This window comes from Phaeobacter sp. CC-HEC084, from assembly GCF_059429255.1.
On sequence record NZ_JCAIJQ010000002.1, the window covers coordinates 1,836,884 to 1,854,588 of the forward strand.

Genomic DNA, 17,705 nt, shown 5'->3' on the forward strand with positions numbered 1-17,705 from the left:
CCGGTGCAGGCAAGCCGGATTGCCCATTCCGCTACAGAAAGCTGCGCCCCGGGCCGCTGCTGGCCAGGCCCAGATGCCGCGCAACCGAGACACCGACATCGGCAAAGGCCAGCGCGCCCAGCGATCCGGCGCCCGGTGCCTGACCTGGTGTCTGGCCCGGCGCGGCCACCAGAACCGGCACTTGTTCACGGGTGTGGTCGGTCCCCGGCCAGCTGGGATCATTGCCATGATCTGCGGTCAGCACCAGAATATCCCCGACCCGCAACCGTGGCAGGATCTTTCCGATTTCATGGTCGAACCATTCCAGCGCCCGGGCATAGCCCGAGATATCACGCCGATGACCGTACAGACTGTCGAACTCCACAAAGTTGGCAAAGGTCAGACTGCCTTCCTCTGCCGTCTCCACCGCCTCGGCCAGATGCTGCATCAATTCGGCGTCGGTGCCTTTCTTCAGGGTGTCGATGCCGCTCATGGTGAAGATGTCGCCGATCTTGCCGATGGCGTGGACCTTCTGCCCGGAGTCCTGCACCCAGTTGGTCAGCAGCTTGGCCGGGGGCGTGATCGCAAAATCCCGCCGGTTGGTGGTGCGGGAAAATCCACTCTCTGGCGTGCCTACAAACGGGCGCGCGATCACCCGCCCCACCTTCATCGCATGCAGGCGCGGCGCCACCGCGCGGCACAGGTCCAGAAGACGATTGAGGCCAAAGCTCTCTTCATGCGCAGCGATCTGAAAGACGCTGTCGGCAGAGGTATAGCAGATCGGGGCACCGGTCCTCATATGCTCGGCCCCGTGACGGGCAATGATATCGGTGCCCGAGGCGTGACAATCGCCCAAGATCCCCGGCGCCCCCGCGGCCTCTGCGACAAAGGCGCTAAGATCTGCCGGAAAGGCAGGTGTCTCGTCTGGAAAGAAATGCCAGTTCCAGGGCACCGGAAGGCCTGCCAGTTCCCAATGGCCCGAAGGCGTATCCTTGCCTGGGCTGACTTCAGCGGCGCAGCCCCACAGCCCCTCAGGTTCAGCGGTCAACCCCGGAAACGGCACAGCAGATGCCAGCCGCATGGCCGCCCCCAGTCCCAGCCGGTCCAGATTGGGCAGATGCAGCGGGCCACTGCGCCCGTCCTCGGCGCGGCCCTCGGTGCAGGCCTGCGCGATATGGGCGAGCGTATTGGCACCCAGGTCCGGCAGGTCGCCGTTGTAAAAGCGATCCGCATCCGGCGCCCCGCCGATGCCAACGGAGTCCATCACCACCAGAAAGGCGCGTGCCATCAGCTGATCCTTTCGTGAATGAGCGGCGGCAGCTCCGGCGCCGCCTCTGCGATGGTGATCGCCGCCAGAACCTCCTGCGCGGCGCGGTCGGCGGCCTCTTCCCGGGCGGCATGAATGCGCACCAGCGGCGTTCCGCGTGCAACGCGCGCGCCCAGCGGCAACAAATCTGACAGGCCGACAGCAGGATCGACAAGATCGCTTTCGACCATGCGCCCGCCGCCAAGGCCAACCACGCAAAGGCCCAGCGCCTCACCGTCGATGGCCGAGATATAGCCGGCCTGCGGCGCGGTCACTTCGCGGATGACGCTGGCTTCAGGCAAAACGCTTTGCCAGTCGCTGGCAAAGCCCTGCGGCCCGCCCATTGCGGCCACCATGGCTTCGAACCGGGCGGCGGCCCGGCCATCGGTCAATACCGTCGACAGGCGCGTGGCGGCCTCTTCCGGAGTTTTTTCCAGCCCCGCCTGCACGAGCAGCACCGCCCCAAGTGCGATGGTGATCTCAGCCAGCGGCCCGGAGGTCTCGCCGGTCAGCACGCGCATCACCTCAGCCACCTCTAGCGCATTGCCCAGAGCGGGCGCCAAGGGCTGGTTCATATCCGTGATCAGCGCCGAGGTCGGACAGCCTGCCGCATTGGCGGTGTCCACCAGCGAACGCGCCAGCGCGCGGGCCTCCTCGTCAGATTTCATGAAGGCGCCCGAACCTGTCTTTACGTCCAACACCAGCGCATCGGGGCTGGCGGCCAGTTTCTTGGACAGGATCGAGGCGGTGATCAGATCCAGGCTTTCGACCGTGGCCGTCACATCGCGGATCGCATAGAGCCGTTTATCTGCGGGGGCGATCTGCGCGGTTGCCCCGACGATGGCACAGCCGACATCGCGCATCAGACCGTCCAGCCGGTCCTCGGACACTGAGGTGGTAACGCCGGGGATGGCCTCCATCTTGTCCAGCGTCCCGCCGGTATGGCCCAGGCCCCGCCCCGAGATCATCGGCACATAGGCGCCGCATTCCGCCAGCGCGGGCGCCAGCAAGAGCGATACGCAGTCGCCGACACCGCCAGTGGAATGCTTATCCAGCACCGGTCCATCCAGATCCCAGCTCAGCACATCACCGCTGTCGCGCATGGCAAGCGTCAGCGCGCGGCGGCCATCCGTGCTCAGCCCCTGCAGACAGACCGCCATGGCAAAGGCCCCGGCCTGGGCATCGCTGACCGTTCCATCGGCAAGCCCTTGGGCAAACCAGCGCAGATCGGCGTCACCCGGGGTCTCTCCCCGGCGCAGGGCAGCATTGATCGCACGGGCATCCATAGGGGATCAGGCCCCGGCCATGTGGCCGGCACCAAAGGCACCGGGCAACAGATCGGCAATAGTGGCGCGCCGCTCGGCCCCTGCGGTGGTTCCCATGGTCACACGCACATCTCCGCCGCCGAATTCAGCCAGTTTCTGACGGCATCCGCCGCAGGGCGGCACCGGGTCGGGACTGTCGGCGATCACATAGACCTCTGCCAGCTGCGTCTCGCCCGCTGCCACCATCGCGGCAATCGCCCCGGCCTCGGCGCAGGTGCCTTCGGGATAGGCGACATTCTCTACGTTGCAGCCCACGTAGACCGTGCCCGAGGCCGCGCGAATGGCGGCCCCGACCTTGAAGTTGGAATAGGGCGCGTGCGCGTTCTCACGCACGGCAATGGCTGCTTCCTTCAGACTCATGCTTCCTCCAGCTTTGTGTTGAAGGTACCCGGCAGGCTGACCTCAAGCAATTCCAGATCCGCCGAGCCATCGCTGAGCCGCGTTTTCATGCCGGGCGGAATGACGAAGGCATCGCCTGCTTCCAGCTCATAAGGATCACGCCCTTCTCCGTGGAGGGTTACGCTGCCCTCCATCACGAAGGTAAAGAGGATGTCGGTGTCGTGGCTGGCCCAGGGGCTGTTGCCCGCCTCTGCGCCCTCGGCGCGGCGTACCACCTGCACCGAGGCGACGCCCTTGGTGTTGTCGTTGATGGTCGTGTCGCGGCAGATAAAGCCTGGCAGGCGGAAAGGAACCCAGTCTGCGCCCGCCGCCTGATTGTAGACAAACCGCTGCCCCTGCCATTCGCGATCAGGGCGGTAATGCGGGGTCGGCAGGGTCATCTCGTGGTCGATCTCGGTCACATGTTCCGCCGGAACGCCGATCTCGATCACCTGCACGTTGTCGCTTGCCTCCAGCACGCGGTGACGGATTTCAGGCGGCTGGATAAAACAATCGCCCGCCGTCAGGCGCATCTTCTCGCCCTGATCCTCATAGACCACATCGACCCAGCCGTGGATGCAGAAAATCAGCTGAAAGCCGACCCGGTGGAAATGCACCATATCCGGCACTGGCCCGCCATCGGGGATGCGGATGTGGCTGGCGATGATCGAGCCGCCCAAGCGGTCCGGCACCAGATCACGGTAATGCATGCCCGCGCGCCCGATGATCCAGGGCGCCTGATCCTTCAGCCTGCGCACCACGAAGGAATGCACCGTGTCCGGCATCACAATTGGTTGATGACGCTCTTCGATTTCGATTTTGGTGCCGTTCGGGGCGGTCAGACTACGCGCCCCGCCCGCGAATCCCTCGGGGTCTTCGGTCAGAATGCGCAGGGTTCCGGGGCTCTCGGGGGCCCCCCGTTCGATACGCAGCCGCAGGCCATGCCCTGAGAAGACACCGATGCGCGGATCGTCCGCCGGATAGATCATATCCAGCTTCATTCCCAAGGTTTTAGTATAAAACGGAATATCGTCGCGTAGCTCCTGCGTGGGCAGGCGCATTTCTGCGATGGTCTCGGCCATCTCTCTTCTCCCTCAGACGGTCTGGTGCGGTTCTGCCCGGCAGAGTGATCCGATTGGATAAAATATGCAAGGATCCGCCCGCCGCCGAGACCGCCCCGAAAACCCTGTTCCCCTCCGGCGCAATATAGTTTAACGCTAAACTATCAGTTTTGGAGGGCCCCATGTCCGATACCCCGAACCTGCGCGACGCCGCGCTGCGCTATCACGAATTCCCCCGCCCCGGTAAGCTGGAGATCCGTGCGACCAAACCGATGGCCAATGGCCGCGATCTGGCGCGGGCCTACTCCCCCGGCGTCGCCGAGGCCTGCCTTGAGATCAAAGCAGAGGCAGGCACCGCCGCGCGCTATACCTCGCGCGGCAACCTGGTGGCGGTTGTCACCAACGGCACCGCGGTTCTGGGGCTGGGCAATATCGGCCCGCTCGCCTCGAAGCCGGTGATGGAAGGCAAGGCGGTCCTGTTCAAGAATTTCGCCGGCATCGACTGTTTCGACCTGGAGCTGAACGAAAGCGATCCGGAGAAGCTGGCCGATCTGGTCTGCGCGCTGGAACCGACATTCGGCGCCATCAACCTGGAAGACATCAAGGCGCCCGATTGCTTCATCGTCGAGAAGATCTGCCGCGAGCGGATGGGCATTCCGGTGTTCCACGACGACCAGCACGGCACCGCCATCGTGGTGGGGGCGGCAGCCCGCAACGCTCTGCATGTGGCAAAGAAATCCTTCGAGGATATCAAGGTCGTCTCGACTGGCGGCGGCGCAGCGGGCATTGCCTGCCTCAACATGCTGATGAAACTGGGCGTCAAACGGGAAAACATCTGGCTTTGTGACCTTCATGGTCTGGTCTACGAAGGCCGCACCGAAGACATGAACCCGATGAAAGCCGCCTTTGCCCAGAAAACCGATCTGCGCACACTGGAGGATGTGATCGACGGCGCCGATCTGTTCCTCGGCCTCTCTGGTCCCAACGTTCTGAAACCTGATCACGTCGCCCAGATGGCCAAGCGACCGATCATCTTTGCCCTTGCCAACCCGACGCCGGAAATCATGCCCGATGAGGCCCGCAAGGTTGCCCCCGATGCCATCATCGCCACCGGGCGCAGCGATTTCCCCAATCAGGTCAACAACGTCCTGTGTTTCCCGTTCATCTTCCGCGGCGCGCTGGACGTCGGCGCGACCGAGATCAACGACGAAATGCAGATCGCTTGCGTCGAAGGCATCGCGGAACTGGCGCGCCGGACCACCTCGGCCGAGGCGGCGGCCGCCTATCAGGGCGAACAGCTGACATTCGGCGCCGACTACCTGATCCCGAAACCCTTTGATCCGCGCCTTGTGGGGGTTGTCTCCTCTGCCGTGGCCAGCGCCGCCATGAAAAGCGGCGTTGCCACCCGCCCGATCGCGGATCTGACCGCCTATCGCGCCCAACTGAACCAGACCGTGTTCAAATCGGCACTGTTGATGAAACCGGTGTTCGAAGCCGCCCGCGCCGCCGCCCGCCGCATCGTCTTTGCCGAGGGCGAGGATGAACGGGTGCTGCGCGCCGCGCAGGAGGTACTGGAAGAGACCACCGAAACCCCGATCCTGATCGGCCGCCCCGATGTGATCGAGGCACGCTGCGAGAAGATGGGCCTGCGCATCCGACCCGGCAGCGATTTCCAGATCGTCAACCCGGAGAACGATCCGCGCTATTACGATTACTGGAACAGCTATCACAAGCTGATGCAGCGCAAGGGCGTGACCCCGGATCTGGCCAAGGCGATCATGCGCACCAATACCACGGCCATCGGCGCCATCATGGTGCACCGCGGCGAGGCGGACAGCCTGATCTGCGGCACCTTTGGCGAATACCGCTGGCACCTTAACTATGTGACCCAGGTTCTGGGCGGCGGCACCTATGCACCGCATGGCGCCCTGTCGATGATGATCCTTGAGGACGGCCCGCTGTTCATCGCCGACACCCAGGTGCGGATCGAACCCACCCCCGAGCAGATCGCCCAGACCGTGATGGGCGCCGCGCGCCACGTACGCCGCTTTGGTCTCGAGCCCAACATTGCCCTTTGCTCGCAATCTCAGTTCGGCAATATCGATTGCGACACCGGCGCCCGGCTGCGCGACGCCATAGACATTCTGGACGATAAGCCACGCGATTTCATCTACGAAGGCGAAATGAACATCGACACCGCGTTGGATCCTGAGTTGCGCGGGCGGATCTTCCCCAATTCCCGGCTGGAAGGCGCCGCCAATGTGCTGGTCTTTGCCCATGCGGATGCAGCCAGTGGCGTGCGCAACATCCTGAAAATGCGCTCGGACGGGCTGGAGGTCGGCCCGATCCTGATGGGCATGGGCAACCGCGCCCATATCGTCAGCCCGTCGATCACCGCACGGGGGCTTTTGAACATGGCGGCAATTGCGGGTACGCCCGTCGCCCACTACGGCTGATAGCGACCAATTTAGCGCGCTTGCGCGCCGCCCCCGGTGAGCGGCGCGCCAGTGCCGTCACGTCAGATGCGGAGCCTGCGCTCTGCCCCGCATATGAATTGCTGAATATAAACACAAAAGTAACCCCCGACACTTAGCAAGACATTGGTATGGCCCGTGCCAAGCGGTATTGACGCGGGCTGGTCACAGAAGGCGGTTCAGGACGTAACAGGTCCGGAATTGTCCGGCGCAAGGCAGGGTCTGCCAAGGCGCAGTGCGAAGGTTGGACGAGGTGACGGAACAGTTTCCGCAACATAGCCCAGAAGGAGACGGTGGAGCCGCCGGAACCGAAAGGGACTGTCAAGCGCAGGAACAGCGGATCGGGCTGAGCCTCCTTAAGCACGCCTATCGTAACCATCTGTCCAATCTCTTCGTGAACGTCGCCTGCGTCCTGGGCGTCTACGCCCAGTTCCAGTACACGGGGCAAGGCAGCACCTTGGTCGATGCTCTGACCGCCTGTCTTCTGACGCTTTCCATTGGCCGCACGATCCTGGCAGCGCGGGACGAAAAGCACCTGTCGCAGGAAACCGATCCTGGCTCATCTCTGGCAGTCAGTGCCAGTCGGCGTTATTTCCTCGGCACATTTCTTGGCAGTCTGATCTGGGGAGGCCTGCTGCATGCTGCCTTGCAAAGCGGCAATCAGGACCTGAAGTATTTCACCGTCATCGTGGTCTCTGCCATGGCCTCCGGGGCAACCGGGGTGCTCGCGCCGATGGCAAACACGGGCCGTATCTATATCGCCACCCTGCTGACGCTGATCATTGCAGAACTGTGCCTGCAGCCTGTGCCGGAATTCGCTCTCGCCACTTTGGTTGCCGTCTTCATGGCCGTCATGTTGGTCACACACCAACGCAACTACAATATCCTACGCCATTCGATCCGCCTGCAACTGCGCAATCACGAACTGGTGCAGGACCTGCGCGTCCAGCAGGAAGCCCTGACCGAACTCAATGCAACGCTGGAAGACCGGGTCAAGAAACGCACCCGAGACCTGAAACGGCTGGCGGAACATGACAGCTTGACCCAGCTGTATAATCGCCGTGGCATCATTCAATGGGTGGAGGATCAGCAACCCAATATCCCTGACGGATATGCCTTTGTGGTGATCTTCATCGATCTGGACCGGTTCAAGCAGATCAACGACGGCATGGGCCATGCCACCGGGGACTGCGCCCTTGCAGAAATCGGCGAACGTCTTGCTGACGCCGCGCCGGAACACGCGGCCTTCTGCCGTTGGGGCGGCGACGAATTCGTAGGATTGGTTGCCGTGCCTGAAGAGCGCTGCATCGACATCGGCTATGAATTCACCGAACAACTGCGCGCCATTATCGAAAAGCCCATCATCTTCTCCAGCCAGGAGGTCACCGTGGGGTTCAGCGCCGGTCTCGCCGTCTCGCGCCCCCGTCCGGTCGCAGTCAGCGAGGCGATCAGATCTGCGGATCTGGCCGCCGGAGAGATCAAGCGGACCGGACGCGGCAACACGCTGCTGTTCTCCAAAGAGCTGGTTGAAGAAAAAGAGCGCCACCTGATCATTGCCCAGCGCCTGAAACACGCGGTGCCTGCCAATGAAATGCACCTGGCCTTTCAACCGCTCGTGCATGCGGATGATTTCTCGTTGCATTCCTACGAGGTTCTGCTGCGCTGGGACAATCCGATCCTTGGCCGTGTCAGCCCGGAAGAGTTTATTCCCATCGCCGAAGACATCGGCGAGATCGTCCGCATCGGCGAATATGTGCTGGATACGGCACTCTCGACCTACACCGAAGAACTTGGACGCGATTCACATGTGAAGCTGGCGCTCAATATCTCGCTGCGGCAGCTGGTTGTGCCCGGGTTCGCAGACTTCATTCTGGGTTACCTTGAAAAATACGGCCTGTCCGCCCGGTCGCTGATCCTTGAGGTGACAGAAACGATTTTTGACGCCCGGAATCAAAACCAGATCATCGCGGTTCTAAATGCACTGCACGCCAAGGGCATCGAAGTTCACATCGACGATTTCGGCACCGGCTATTCCTCGCTGTCACGCTTGCACGAAATGCCGATTTCGGCGCTTAAGATCGACAAATCCTTTGTTCAGCAGATCGACGATCAACGCTGCGCCATCATCGAAGGCAGCGTCATGATTGCTGAACGGTTCGGTGTGCATACCGTGGCCGAAGGGGTGGAAACCGTTGAACAGGCCCGCCTGCTGCACGCCATCGGCGTCACCTATCTGCAGGGCTACCTCTTTGGCAAACCCAAGCCCCATTTTGCCGAAGTGACAGTGCACTCCGACTTCCTGCTCTGGACCAAGGACAAACAGTCCCGTGCTTCCTAGATCCTGTCGCCCCGGCGGGAAAGTATCACTTCTCAGCCTTCTTTTCCCAGCGCCCGCTTTCTTCGGACCAGTATTGCGCCGAACAGCCTGCATCGGTCAGGGTTTTCCACTGCACGCGGGCATGCTGCACCGCCTCGGGGTCGGTACCATCAAACAGGATACAGACGCGCTCCAGCGCCTGCACCTCTTCTGGTGAAACCGCTGCCCCATCCACCGCCATGACGCAGCTGGGCGTGTTTGCCGCCTCGGCTTCGGTGGTCAGCAGGATAGGCTGCAACGCATCATGCGGACCGCCCGCCAGCCCGTGCGGCAGGAAGGCGTCATCGCCCCCCAGCCACAGGCGTTCATCCAGCCAGGCCATGCGATCCGGGCTTTGGCCCCGCACAGCAATACGCCAGCCTGCGCCGCGCGCCTTATCCAGCAGCACCGGCAGCGTATCCTGCAGTGGCCTGCGCGTCAGATGATAGAAATAGGCGGCCCCCATGGCTGTGTCATTCGGCCTCGAACCGATCCTGCACCAGACGGTTCAGCGCCATGACGCCCCAGCCCGTCGCCCCTTTGGGTGCATAGGCGGTTTCGGTCTTAACCGAGGCGACGCCCGCGATATCCAGATGGATCCACGGCATGCCGTCCTGAATGAACCGTTGCAGGAACTGAGCGGCGGTGATCGAACCTGCAGGACGGCCGCCGACGTTTTTCATATCGGCAATGCGCGATTTCAGCTGATCATCATAGGCTTGTCCCAGAGGCAGACGCCATGCGCCTTCATCCTCGGCTGCGGCGGATTTCAGGAAACCGTTGCACAGACTGTCATCATTGGAGAAGACGCCAGCGTTTTCGTGGCCAAGACCGATGATGATCGCACCCGTCAGGGTGGCCAGATCGATCACGCCCGCCGGTTTGAACCGCTCCTGCGCGTACCAGAGCACGTCGCACAGAACCAGACGACCTTCGGCATCGGTATTGATGACCTCAACCGTATCGCCCTTCATCGTCTTCACCACATCGCCGGGCCGGGTGGCGTTACCCGATGGCATATTCTCGACCAGACCAACCAGCCCCACCACATTGGCCTTTGCCTTGCGCAGGGCCAGCGCCTTCATGGTACCGGTCACAACTCCGGCGCCGCCCATATCCATGGTCATGTCTTCCATGCCTGCAGCCGGTTTCAGCGAGATACCACCAGTGTCAAACACAACGCCCTTGCCCACCAGCGCCAGCGGCGCGGCATCGCTCGGGCCGCCCTTCCATTGCATGACGGCGACTTTGGACGGGCTGTCCGATCCCTGCCCCACCGACAGGAGGCAATGCATGCCCAGCTCTGCAAGCGCTGCCTCGTCGAGGATCTCGACCTCAAGACCGATATCGGAAAGCTCTTCGATCCGGCGCGCGAACTCAGTGGTGGTCAGCACGTTCGCCGGCTCGTTGATCAGATCGCGGGTCATATGCACGCCTTCAGCCACCGCCAAGAGCGGAGCGAAAGCCGTCGCCATCTCCTCCGGTGATTTATGCGCGATCACCACTTCCCCCTTCGGTGCCTCATCGGCAGCGGTCTTGTGCTGATCAAACCCATAGGCCCGCAGCGCCAGCCCCAGCGCCAGATCTGCCGCCCGAGGCATCGGCCCCGCCATCACGGTTAGCGCCTTGCCGCCTGCGCGTTTTGCCAGTTCAGCGCCGGCCTTTCGGGCCTCGGTCTGGCTGGCGCGTTTGGGCAGCACCAGTACATGCAGAGCCTCAGCGGCGAGGCCAGCAGGCCAGGCCATGGTGATCACCGAGCCGGTTTTTGCCTTCTTGAACCCTTCCGATTCGATCAGCCGGGCAATGCCCCCCTTGCCCAGACGGTTGGCGGTACGCGCCGCCTGATCCATTGTCCCCTCCGGCGTCACCAGAACCGCGACATGGCCAGTCATTTCGGCCAGGGTCTTGGGATCATAGTCATCAAAACGGATCGGGGTCAGAGTGCTCATCGCATGGGCTCCTGTCGGTCTTTTACATGGTTTTGCAACAGCTACCCTGTGCTTGACGGCTTGACCAGCCCTGCGGATTGCACGCCGCGCCCGGCTTTGATCATTGCCTGTCGGCTGTGCAGATTGCAGTTTTCCCCGCCGGACAAATCCTTTAAGCTGCGGCGCAATCACAACCGCAAGATCTGGGGGGATCAGGTGTCACGCTACGACAGATATGTGCTGTCGCAATACCTGCTGTTCTTCGGCTTCTTTGCGCTCATCCTTGTAGCTGTGTTCTGGGTGAACCGGGCCGTGGTGCTGTTCGACCGGCTGATCGGAGACGGGCAGTCGGCGCTGGTCTTCCTGGAATTCACCGCCCTGACGCTGCCGAATCTGATCCGCATGGTGCTGCCAGTCGCCGCCTTTGCCGCCTCGGTCTGGGTGACCAACCGGCTGCACAATGAAAGCGAGCTGACGGTGCTGCGCGCGACGGGAACCAGCCCTTGGCAAATGGCCCGCCCGGCGCTGGCTTTTGGCATCATTACCGCGCTGATGATGTCAGTGCTGACGCATTTCCTGTTGCCGTCCTCGATCAACCAGCTTGCGCTGCGCGAACGGGAGGTGTCACGCAATGTCACAGCCCGCCTGCTGACCGAAGGCAAATTCCTGCACCCAGCCAAGGGGGTCACCTTCTACATCCGGCAAATCGACCCTGACGGCACTCTCAACGACGTGTTCCTTTCGGACCGGCGCGATCCGGAGCAATCGGTCACCTACACAGGCGCCCGCGCCTTTCTGGTGCGCGATGGCGACAAGGCCCACCTCATCATGGTAGATGGCATGGCGCAGCGGCTGGATCACAAGACCCAGACGATGTCGACCACCGTCTTTTCTGACTTTTCCTATGATATCAGCTCTCTGACTCAAAAGATTGGTCAAACGACCCGCAATATCCGCGCCATTTCCAGTCTTGAGCTTCTGACCGCAAAAGAGGCGATAACCGACAGCGAAGGCTATTCGCAGGGTGCCCTCACGGAAGAACTGCATCTGCGGTTTGCCCGGGCGCTGATCTGCGTCACGGTCGCCCTGATTGGGTTTTCCGCGCTGATGTTGGGAACATTTTCGCGCTTTGGCGTCTGGCGGCAGGCGCTGATAGCCTTTGCGCTGCTGATCGGGGTCGAGGGCCTGCGCGGTATCGTCTCGGAACCCGTTCTGAAGAACCCCGATCTTTGGCCCCTGATTTATCTCCCCGCGCTGAGCGGCCTTGCCATTGCGCTGCTGTTTCTGCATCTGGCCAGCCACCCTAGCCTGCTGCGCAGGCGGCGGCGGGCTGAACCGGGGGAGCAGCTGGCGTGAAACTCGATCTCTATTATGCACGCAGATTTGCGCAGTGGTTCCTCGTTATCGCTGGCGTCCTAATGACGTTGGTGGTGCTGATCGACCTCAACGAGCAGATCCGCCGGTTTGACAGCCTCGACCTCGGCGCCGGTAAGTTGATCGGTCTGACACTGTTGAACGCCCCCGCCGCCTTTGACGAATTCCTGCCGCTTATCATGATCCTCAGCACCATAGTGCTGTTCGTTGGGCTCGCGCGCAGCAGTGAACTGGTGGTGACCAGAGCCATCGGTCGCTCTGGCATTCGGGCGCTGGCCGCGCCGGTTCTGGTAGCCGCGCTGATCGGCATTCTAGCCCTCAGCACCCTGAACCCCATCGTCGCGGCGACGACCAACCGTTTCAAAACCCTTTCGGAAACCTATCGCAACGGCGGCCCCTCGGCGCTGTCGCTGTCCGGCGAGGGGCTATGGCTACGTCAGGGTAGCCCGCAGGGGCAATCGGTGATTCACGCGTCGGGCTACGCGGGCGAGCAGCAAGACTCCAGCCTGGGAAACGGCGATGCCGACAGTATCAAACTGTTCGACATCACCATTCTCGACTACGCCCCCGGCGGCACACCAATCCGTCAGATCGTCGCCGAAAGCGCCCGGCTGCAAGGCGGCGACTGGCTGCTGACCAAGGCCAAGGTCTGGCCATTGGCCGCTGGATTGAACCCCGAAACCAGCTCGGCTGAGCACGAAGTTTTACTGGTGCCGACCACCCTGACCACCGACCGGATCCGCGACACGCTTGGCACCGCTGACGGGATCTCGGTTTATGACCTACCCGCCACCATACGCGATCTGGATGAAGCCGGGTTCTCCACCAAACGCTACGAGGTTTGGTATCAGGCCGAACTGGCCCGGCCGCTGTTCCTGGTGGCCATGGTGCTGGTCGGTGCGGCCTTTACCATGCGCCATGCCCGCTTTGGCGGCACAGGCCTGGCGGTACTCACTGCCGTCTTGCTGGGCTTTGGCCTTCATTTCATACGAAACTTTGCGCAGGTTCTTGGCGAGAACGGCCAGATCCCGGTGGCCTTGGCCGCTTGGGCTCCACCGGTCGCCGCGATTCTGCTGACTATGGGCCTGCTTTTGCATGCCGAGGACGGTTAATATGCGCCGCACCCTTTTGCTTTCCGTGCTGCTGCCGTGGCTGGGCCTGACCGTCCCCGTGCAAGCGCAGGACGCCAATGCCGCTGACGCGCCGCGACAGCCTGCAATGCTGGTTGCAGACCGGGTATTCATCGCCCCGGACCGGACGCTGGTTGCCAGCGGCCATGTCGAGGCCTTTCAGGGTGACGTCCGCCTCAAGGCACAAAAGATCACCTATGACCAAAGCAGCGGCACTCTAGAAATCGACGGGCCGATCCGGATTGATCAGGGCGGCGAGATCGTCATTCTTGCCAATGCTGCCGAAATGGACCGGGACCTGCGGAATGGTCTTCTGAGCAGTGCGCGCATGGTGTTCCAACAGCAATTGCAACTGGCCTCGCTGCAAATGACGCGAGTCAGCGGGCGTTATACGCAGCTGTACAAGACCGCCGTCACTTCGTGTCACGTCTGCGAGGACGGAAGCCCGCCGCTCTGGCAGATCCGGGCTGAACGCGTGACCCATGACCAGCTCGAACGCCAACTTTACTTCGAGAACGCCCAGCTGCGGGTTCTGGATGTGCCGGTGTTCTATTTCCCAGGAATCCGCCTGCCCGATCCGACGCTGAAGCGAGCCACCGGTTTCCTGATCCCCTCTTTGCGCACAACCTCGAACCTCGGCTCCGGGGTCAAAGTGCCGTATTTCTTCCGGCTTGGTGATCACCGGGACCTGACGCTGTCGCCCTATGTCTCGCGCAAGACCCGCACGCTGGAGGCACGCTACAGGCAGGCTTTCCGTACCGGCACCATTACATTCGAGGGCGCCCATACTCGGGATGATCTGCAACCCGGCGACAGTCGCGGCTATTTCTTCGGGACCGGCAGTTTCGATCTGCCCCATGATGTCCGCCTGGGGTTCGATGTAAAAACCGTCTCGGACGACGCCTATCTTGCCGACTACGGCCTCGACGATCTTGACCGGCTTCGCTCGGATCTGACGCTGACCAAGGCGCAACGCGACATGATGTTCAGGGCCGGTCTTTATCACTACAAGACGCTGCGCGACAGCGAACAGCAGGAGTTCATCCCCTCGGCCGTCGCCGATCTCACCTTCCAGCGCCGCTATTTCCCGCAGACTATCGGTGGCGAAATGCGCCTGACGCTGGAGGCCCATGGCCACCGTCGACAGTCGGATCAGACCAGTACCGGCGCCTTGCCGCTGGGCCGGGACATTGCCCGTGTGACCGCCGATATCGACTGGCGCCGTCAATGGCATTTCGCGAGTGGCCTGGTGGCCGAGTGGCAGGCCGGCGCTGCGACAGATGCGTTTTCGATCTACAACGACGCCAAGTTTGACAACACCGCAACCCGGCTGACGCCGCGCAGCGCCCTGACCCTGCGCCTGCCGATGAGCAAGATCAGCGCCACCGGCAACCGCAGCTATCTGGAGCCCATCGTCCAGCTGGGCTGGAGCGATGTCACCGGCGATGCGGTGCCCGGCGACGAAAGCGGCTTTGTCGAATTCGATCAGGGCAATCTTCTGGCCCTGTCGCGCTTCCCCGCTGTCGATGCGCGCGAAGACGGGCTGACCCTAGTCTACGGGGTCAACTGGGCGCATTACGCGGTCAATGGATGGCAGGCCTTTGCCACCGTCGGACAAATCTTCCGGCAGGATGCCGACACCCGCTTCACCAAGAGCTCGGGCCTCGGCGGCACCACCTCAGATATCCTGATGGCAGGGCAGCTGAAGCTGAGCCAGGATCTTTCGCTAACCACGCGCGGCCTACTGAACGGGTCGCTGAACTTTTCCAAGGCGGAATTCCGCGGCGATTGGCGCCACGAAAAGGGGTCGTTGTCGGGCACCTACCTCTGGCTTGGCACCGACCCGGCCGAAGGGCGCAGCGAAGAGACCTCGGAAATGTGGTTCGATGGCTCCTACGAGATTTCACCGGCCTGGCGCGCCAGCGCCAACCTGCGCTATGACATCTCTGATGCACAGGCCACGCGGGCAGGTATCGGCCTTGCCTACAGCAATGAATGCGTCACCGTCGACGTTTCGCTCAACCGGCGTTATACATCTACAACAAGTGTTGAGCCTTCGACCGATTTTGGGTTTACCATCGCGTTGAACGGGTTCTCCGTGAACAGCGGCAACAAAAAGTACAGGCGATCATGCAGCAATACCTGACCCTCCGGACTCCGGCCTCCCTGATCCATCGCGGCCTGCGGTTTGCGGCCAAGTCGGCCACGGCCCTGACGCTCTGCGCCGTTCTTCTGACGCCGGTGCCTGGCGCCGCGCAGGGGTTGTTCTCGCCTGCCATCACGGTCGATGACTCAGTCATTACATATTACGAACTCGAACAGCGCGCCCGTTTCATGGGGGTGCTGCGGGTTCCGGGCGACCTGATGAAGGCGGCCCGCAAGGAGCTGATCAATGACCGCCTGAAACTGGCGGCCATGGCTGAGGCTGGTATTGAGCCCAGCGAAGATGAGATCACCGCAGGCATGACTGAACTGGCTGGGCGCGCCAACCTGTCGCTGAACGAATTCCTGTCGGCGCTGCAGGAAAGCGGCGTCGATCCGGAAACCGTGCGCGATTTCTCCCGCGTCGGGCTGGGCTGGCGTGATCTGGTCGGTGCCCGCTTCCTGTCACGCGCCCGCCCGACCGAGGCAGAGATCGACCGCGCCATGGGTCAGGCTGGCTCCGGCAGCGTTCAGGTTCTTCTTTCCGAGCTGATCCTGCCGATCAACGAACAAAACGCCGCACAGGTCGAGGATCTGGCGCGTCAGGTCTCGCAATTGCGCAGCTATGATTCCTTTTCCGCCGCCGCCAGCCAGTATTCCGCTGCCCAAAGCCGCGAACGGGGCGGTCAGTTGAACTGGATGCCGATCACCAAGCTACCGCCGCAGCTGCAAGAGGTCGTGCTGGCCCTCAGCCCCGGCGAGGTGACCGACCCGCTGCCGCTGCAAGGCGCGGTTGCCCTGTTCCAGATGCGCGATCTGCGCGAGGTCACAGGACGTGCGCAACGCTATGCCGCGATCGATTACGCCGCCTATTACCTGCCCGGAGGGCGCAGTGCCGAGACATTGACCGAGGCGCAAAGCATCATCTCCCAGACAGATACCTGCGACGATCTTTATGGGGTGGCAAAGGGTCAGGATCCTTCGGTTCTGGATCGTGTCAGCCTGCCCCCGGCAGAGATTGACCGCGACATCGCGATCGAGCTCGCGAAACTCGATCCCGGCGAAACCTCGACCGCAGTGACGCGCAACAACGGAAATACATTGGTTCTGCTGCGCTTGTGCGGACGCACCGCCGAACTCGGCGAAGGTGAAAGCCGCGAAACCGTCGCCAATGCCCTGACCGCGCAGCGGGTTGATTCCCTGTCCGAAAGTTATCTGGAACAGCTGCGCGCCGACGCCCAGATCAAAGAAAAATGACCCATACGCGCCCCGTCGCGATCAGCTGCGGCGAACCGGCCGGTATCGGCCCTGAAATCGCGGCCAAGGCCTGGGCTGAGCTGCGGACCAGCTGTCCCATGCTGTGGCTCGGCGATCCGCGCCACCTTCCTGCAGGCACGCCTTATCAGGAGGTTGCGCAGCCGCAGGATGCCGCAGCGATCTGCCCGCAGGCGCTGCCGGTACTGAAGGTGCCCTTTGCCGGGGACGCCAATACCGGAACACCGGACCCACGCAATGCATCCGGTGTGATCGCCGCAATAGGAACCGCCGTATCGCTGGTGCGCACAGGCGAGGCCTCGGCCATCTGCACCGCCCCCATTCACAAGAAGGCGCTGATCGACGGCGCGAGCTTTGCCTATCCCGGCCACACCGAATTCCTGGCCCATTTGGCTGGGCGCGACAGGGTGGTGATGATGCTGGCGAGCGACCAGCTGAGGGTGGTGCCGACAACCATCCATATTGCCCTCTCTGAGGTCCCCCGCGCCCTGACGCCGGATCTGCTGCGCGAAACCATCGCCATCACCGCCGAGGGCCTGCGGCGTCAGTTCGGCATTTCCAAGCCGCGCATCGCTGTTGCCGGGCTCAACCCGCATGCCGGTGAAGGCGGCGCCATGGGCCGCGAGGAGCTGGAGTGGATCGCTCCGCTGATCGCCGAGCTGCAATCGCCGGACATTACACTGACCGGGCCGCATCCGGCCGATACGATGTTTCATGCTGCAGCCCGCGCCCGCTATGATGCGGCGGTCTGCATGTATCACGATCAGGCGCTGATCCCGATCAAGACGCTGGATTTCGACCGCGGCGTCAACGTCACCCTTGGCTTGCCCTTCATCCGCACCTCCCCGGATCATGGCACCGCCTTTGATATCGCAGGGACCGGTCAGGCGAACCCGTCGAGCATGATCGAAGCGTTGAAAATGGCGCAGCGCATGGCCTTGGCGACCTCTGGCTGAGCCTATCCCACGCCAGCCTTT

Annotated in this window: 13 protein-coding genes; 7 read left to right on the forward strand and 6 right to left on the reverse strand. The window is 62.5% G+C overall.

Going from position 1 to position 17,705, the window contains the following annotated elements:
* Positions 1-31: 31 nt before the first annotated feature.
* The 4 genes from AC5SSZ_RS08985 to AC5SSZ_RS09000 are packed head-to-tail and all read right to left on the reverse strand — an operon-like array spanning position 32 to position 4,070.
* On the reverse strand, positions 32-1,267 hold the full coding sequence (locus AC5SSZ_RS08985) for a phosphopentomutase (RefSeq protein WP_495437944.1): 1,236 nt from the start codon (positions 1,265-1,267) through the stop codon (positions 32-34).
* The gene (locus tag AC5SSZ_RS08990) at positions 1,267-2,571 is read right to left on the reverse strand and encodes a thymidine phosphorylase (protein WP_495437946.1); all 1,305 of its coding nucleotides are present in this window, start codon (positions 2,569-2,571) and stop codon (positions 1,267-1,269) included. Before AC5SSZ_RS08990 ends, AC5SSZ_RS08985 begins: the two co-directional genes overlap by 1 nt.
* 6 nt (positions 2,572-2,577) lie before the next feature.
* Entirely contained in the window at positions 2,578-2,970 is a 393-nt protein-coding gene (locus AC5SSZ_RS08995; RefSeq protein ID WP_495437948.1) for a cytidine deaminase, read from the reverse strand.
* Positions 2,967-4,070: a cupin domain-containing protein gene (locus AC5SSZ_RS09000; RefSeq protein WP_495437950.1), complete on the reverse strand. Its 1,104-nt coding sequence runs from the start codon at positions 4,068-4,070 to the stop codon at positions 2,967-2,969. Before AC5SSZ_RS09000 ends, AC5SSZ_RS08995 begins: the two co-directional genes overlap by 4 nt.
* A gap of 161 nt (positions 4,071-4,231) precedes the next feature.
* Here AC5SSZ_RS09000 and AC5SSZ_RS09005 point away from each other — a divergent pair, with 161 nt between their 5' ends.
* Together AC5SSZ_RS09005 and AC5SSZ_RS09010 are read left to right on the forward strand one after the other, a co-directional pair.
* Positions 4,232-6,505 carry an NADP-dependent malic enzyme gene (locus AC5SSZ_RS09005; RefSeq protein WP_274832022.1) on the forward strand — a complete coding sequence of 758 codons (2,274 nt, stop codon included), beginning with the start codon at positions 4,232-4,234 and terminating at the stop codon, positions 6,503-6,505.
* A 271-nt stretch (positions 6,506-6,776) separates the two neighbouring features.
* Positions 6,777-8,861, forward strand: coding sequence for a putative bifunctional diguanylate cyclase/phosphodiesterase (locus tag AC5SSZ_RS09010; protein ID WP_495437952.1), 2,085 nt, complete (start codon positions 6,777-6,779; stop codon positions 8,859-8,861).
* Between the two features lie 25 nt (positions 8,862-8,886).
* Here AC5SSZ_RS09010 and AC5SSZ_RS09015 read toward each other — a convergent pair whose 3' ends face one another.
* Positions 8,887-9,345 carry a DNA polymerase III subunit chi gene (locus AC5SSZ_RS09015; protein ID WP_065273281.1) on the reverse strand — a complete coding sequence of 153 codons (459 nt, stop codon included), beginning with the start codon at positions 9,343-9,345 and terminating at the stop codon, positions 8,887-8,889.
* A 7-nt stretch (positions 9,346-9,352) separates the two neighbouring features.
* A complete protein-coding gene (locus tag AC5SSZ_RS09020; RefSeq protein WP_274833738.1) occupies positions 9,353-10,828 on the reverse strand; it encodes a leucyl aminopeptidase in 1,476 nt (491 codons plus the stop codon).
* Positions 10,829-11,023: 195 nt separating this feature from the next.
* On the opposite strand from AC5SSZ_RS09020, the gene lptF reads away from it, so the two are divergent.
* The 5 genes from lptF to pdxA are packed head-to-tail and all read left to right on the forward strand — an operon-like array spanning position 11,024 to position 17,684.
* Positions 11,024-12,163, forward strand: a complete 1,140-nt coding sequence (gene lptF, locus AC5SSZ_RS09025) for an LPS export ABC transporter permease LptF (protein ID WP_274832019.1) — start codon at positions 11,024-11,026, stop codon at positions 12,161-12,163.
* Positions 12,160-13,293: an LPS export ABC transporter permease LptG gene (gene lptG, locus AC5SSZ_RS09030; RefSeq protein WP_065273279.1), complete on the forward strand. Its 1,134-nt coding sequence runs from the start codon at positions 12,160-12,162 to the stop codon at positions 13,291-13,293. Before lptF ends, lptG begins: the two co-directional genes overlap by 4 nt.
* Before the next feature lies 1 nt (position 13,294).
* Complete coding sequence (locus AC5SSZ_RS09035; RefSeq protein ID WP_495437956.1) at positions 13,295-15,457, forward strand: LPS-assembly protein LptD; 2,163 nt, start codon at positions 13,295-13,297, stop codon at positions 15,455-15,457.
* Positions 15,442-16,710, forward strand: coding sequence for a peptidylprolyl isomerase (locus AC5SSZ_RS09040; protein ID WP_495437958.1), 1,269 nt, complete (start codon positions 15,442-15,444; stop codon positions 16,708-16,710). The genes AC5SSZ_RS09035 and AC5SSZ_RS09040 overlap by 16 nt, the downstream gene beginning before the upstream one ends.
* Positions 16,707-17,684: a 4-hydroxythreonine-4-phosphate dehydrogenase PdxA gene (gene pdxA, locus AC5SSZ_RS09045; protein ID WP_495437960.1), complete on the forward strand. Its 978-nt coding sequence runs from the start codon at positions 16,707-16,709 to the stop codon at positions 17,682-17,684. Before AC5SSZ_RS09040 ends, pdxA begins: the two co-directional genes overlap by 4 nt.
* Positions 17,685-17,705: the final 21 nt, after the last annotated feature.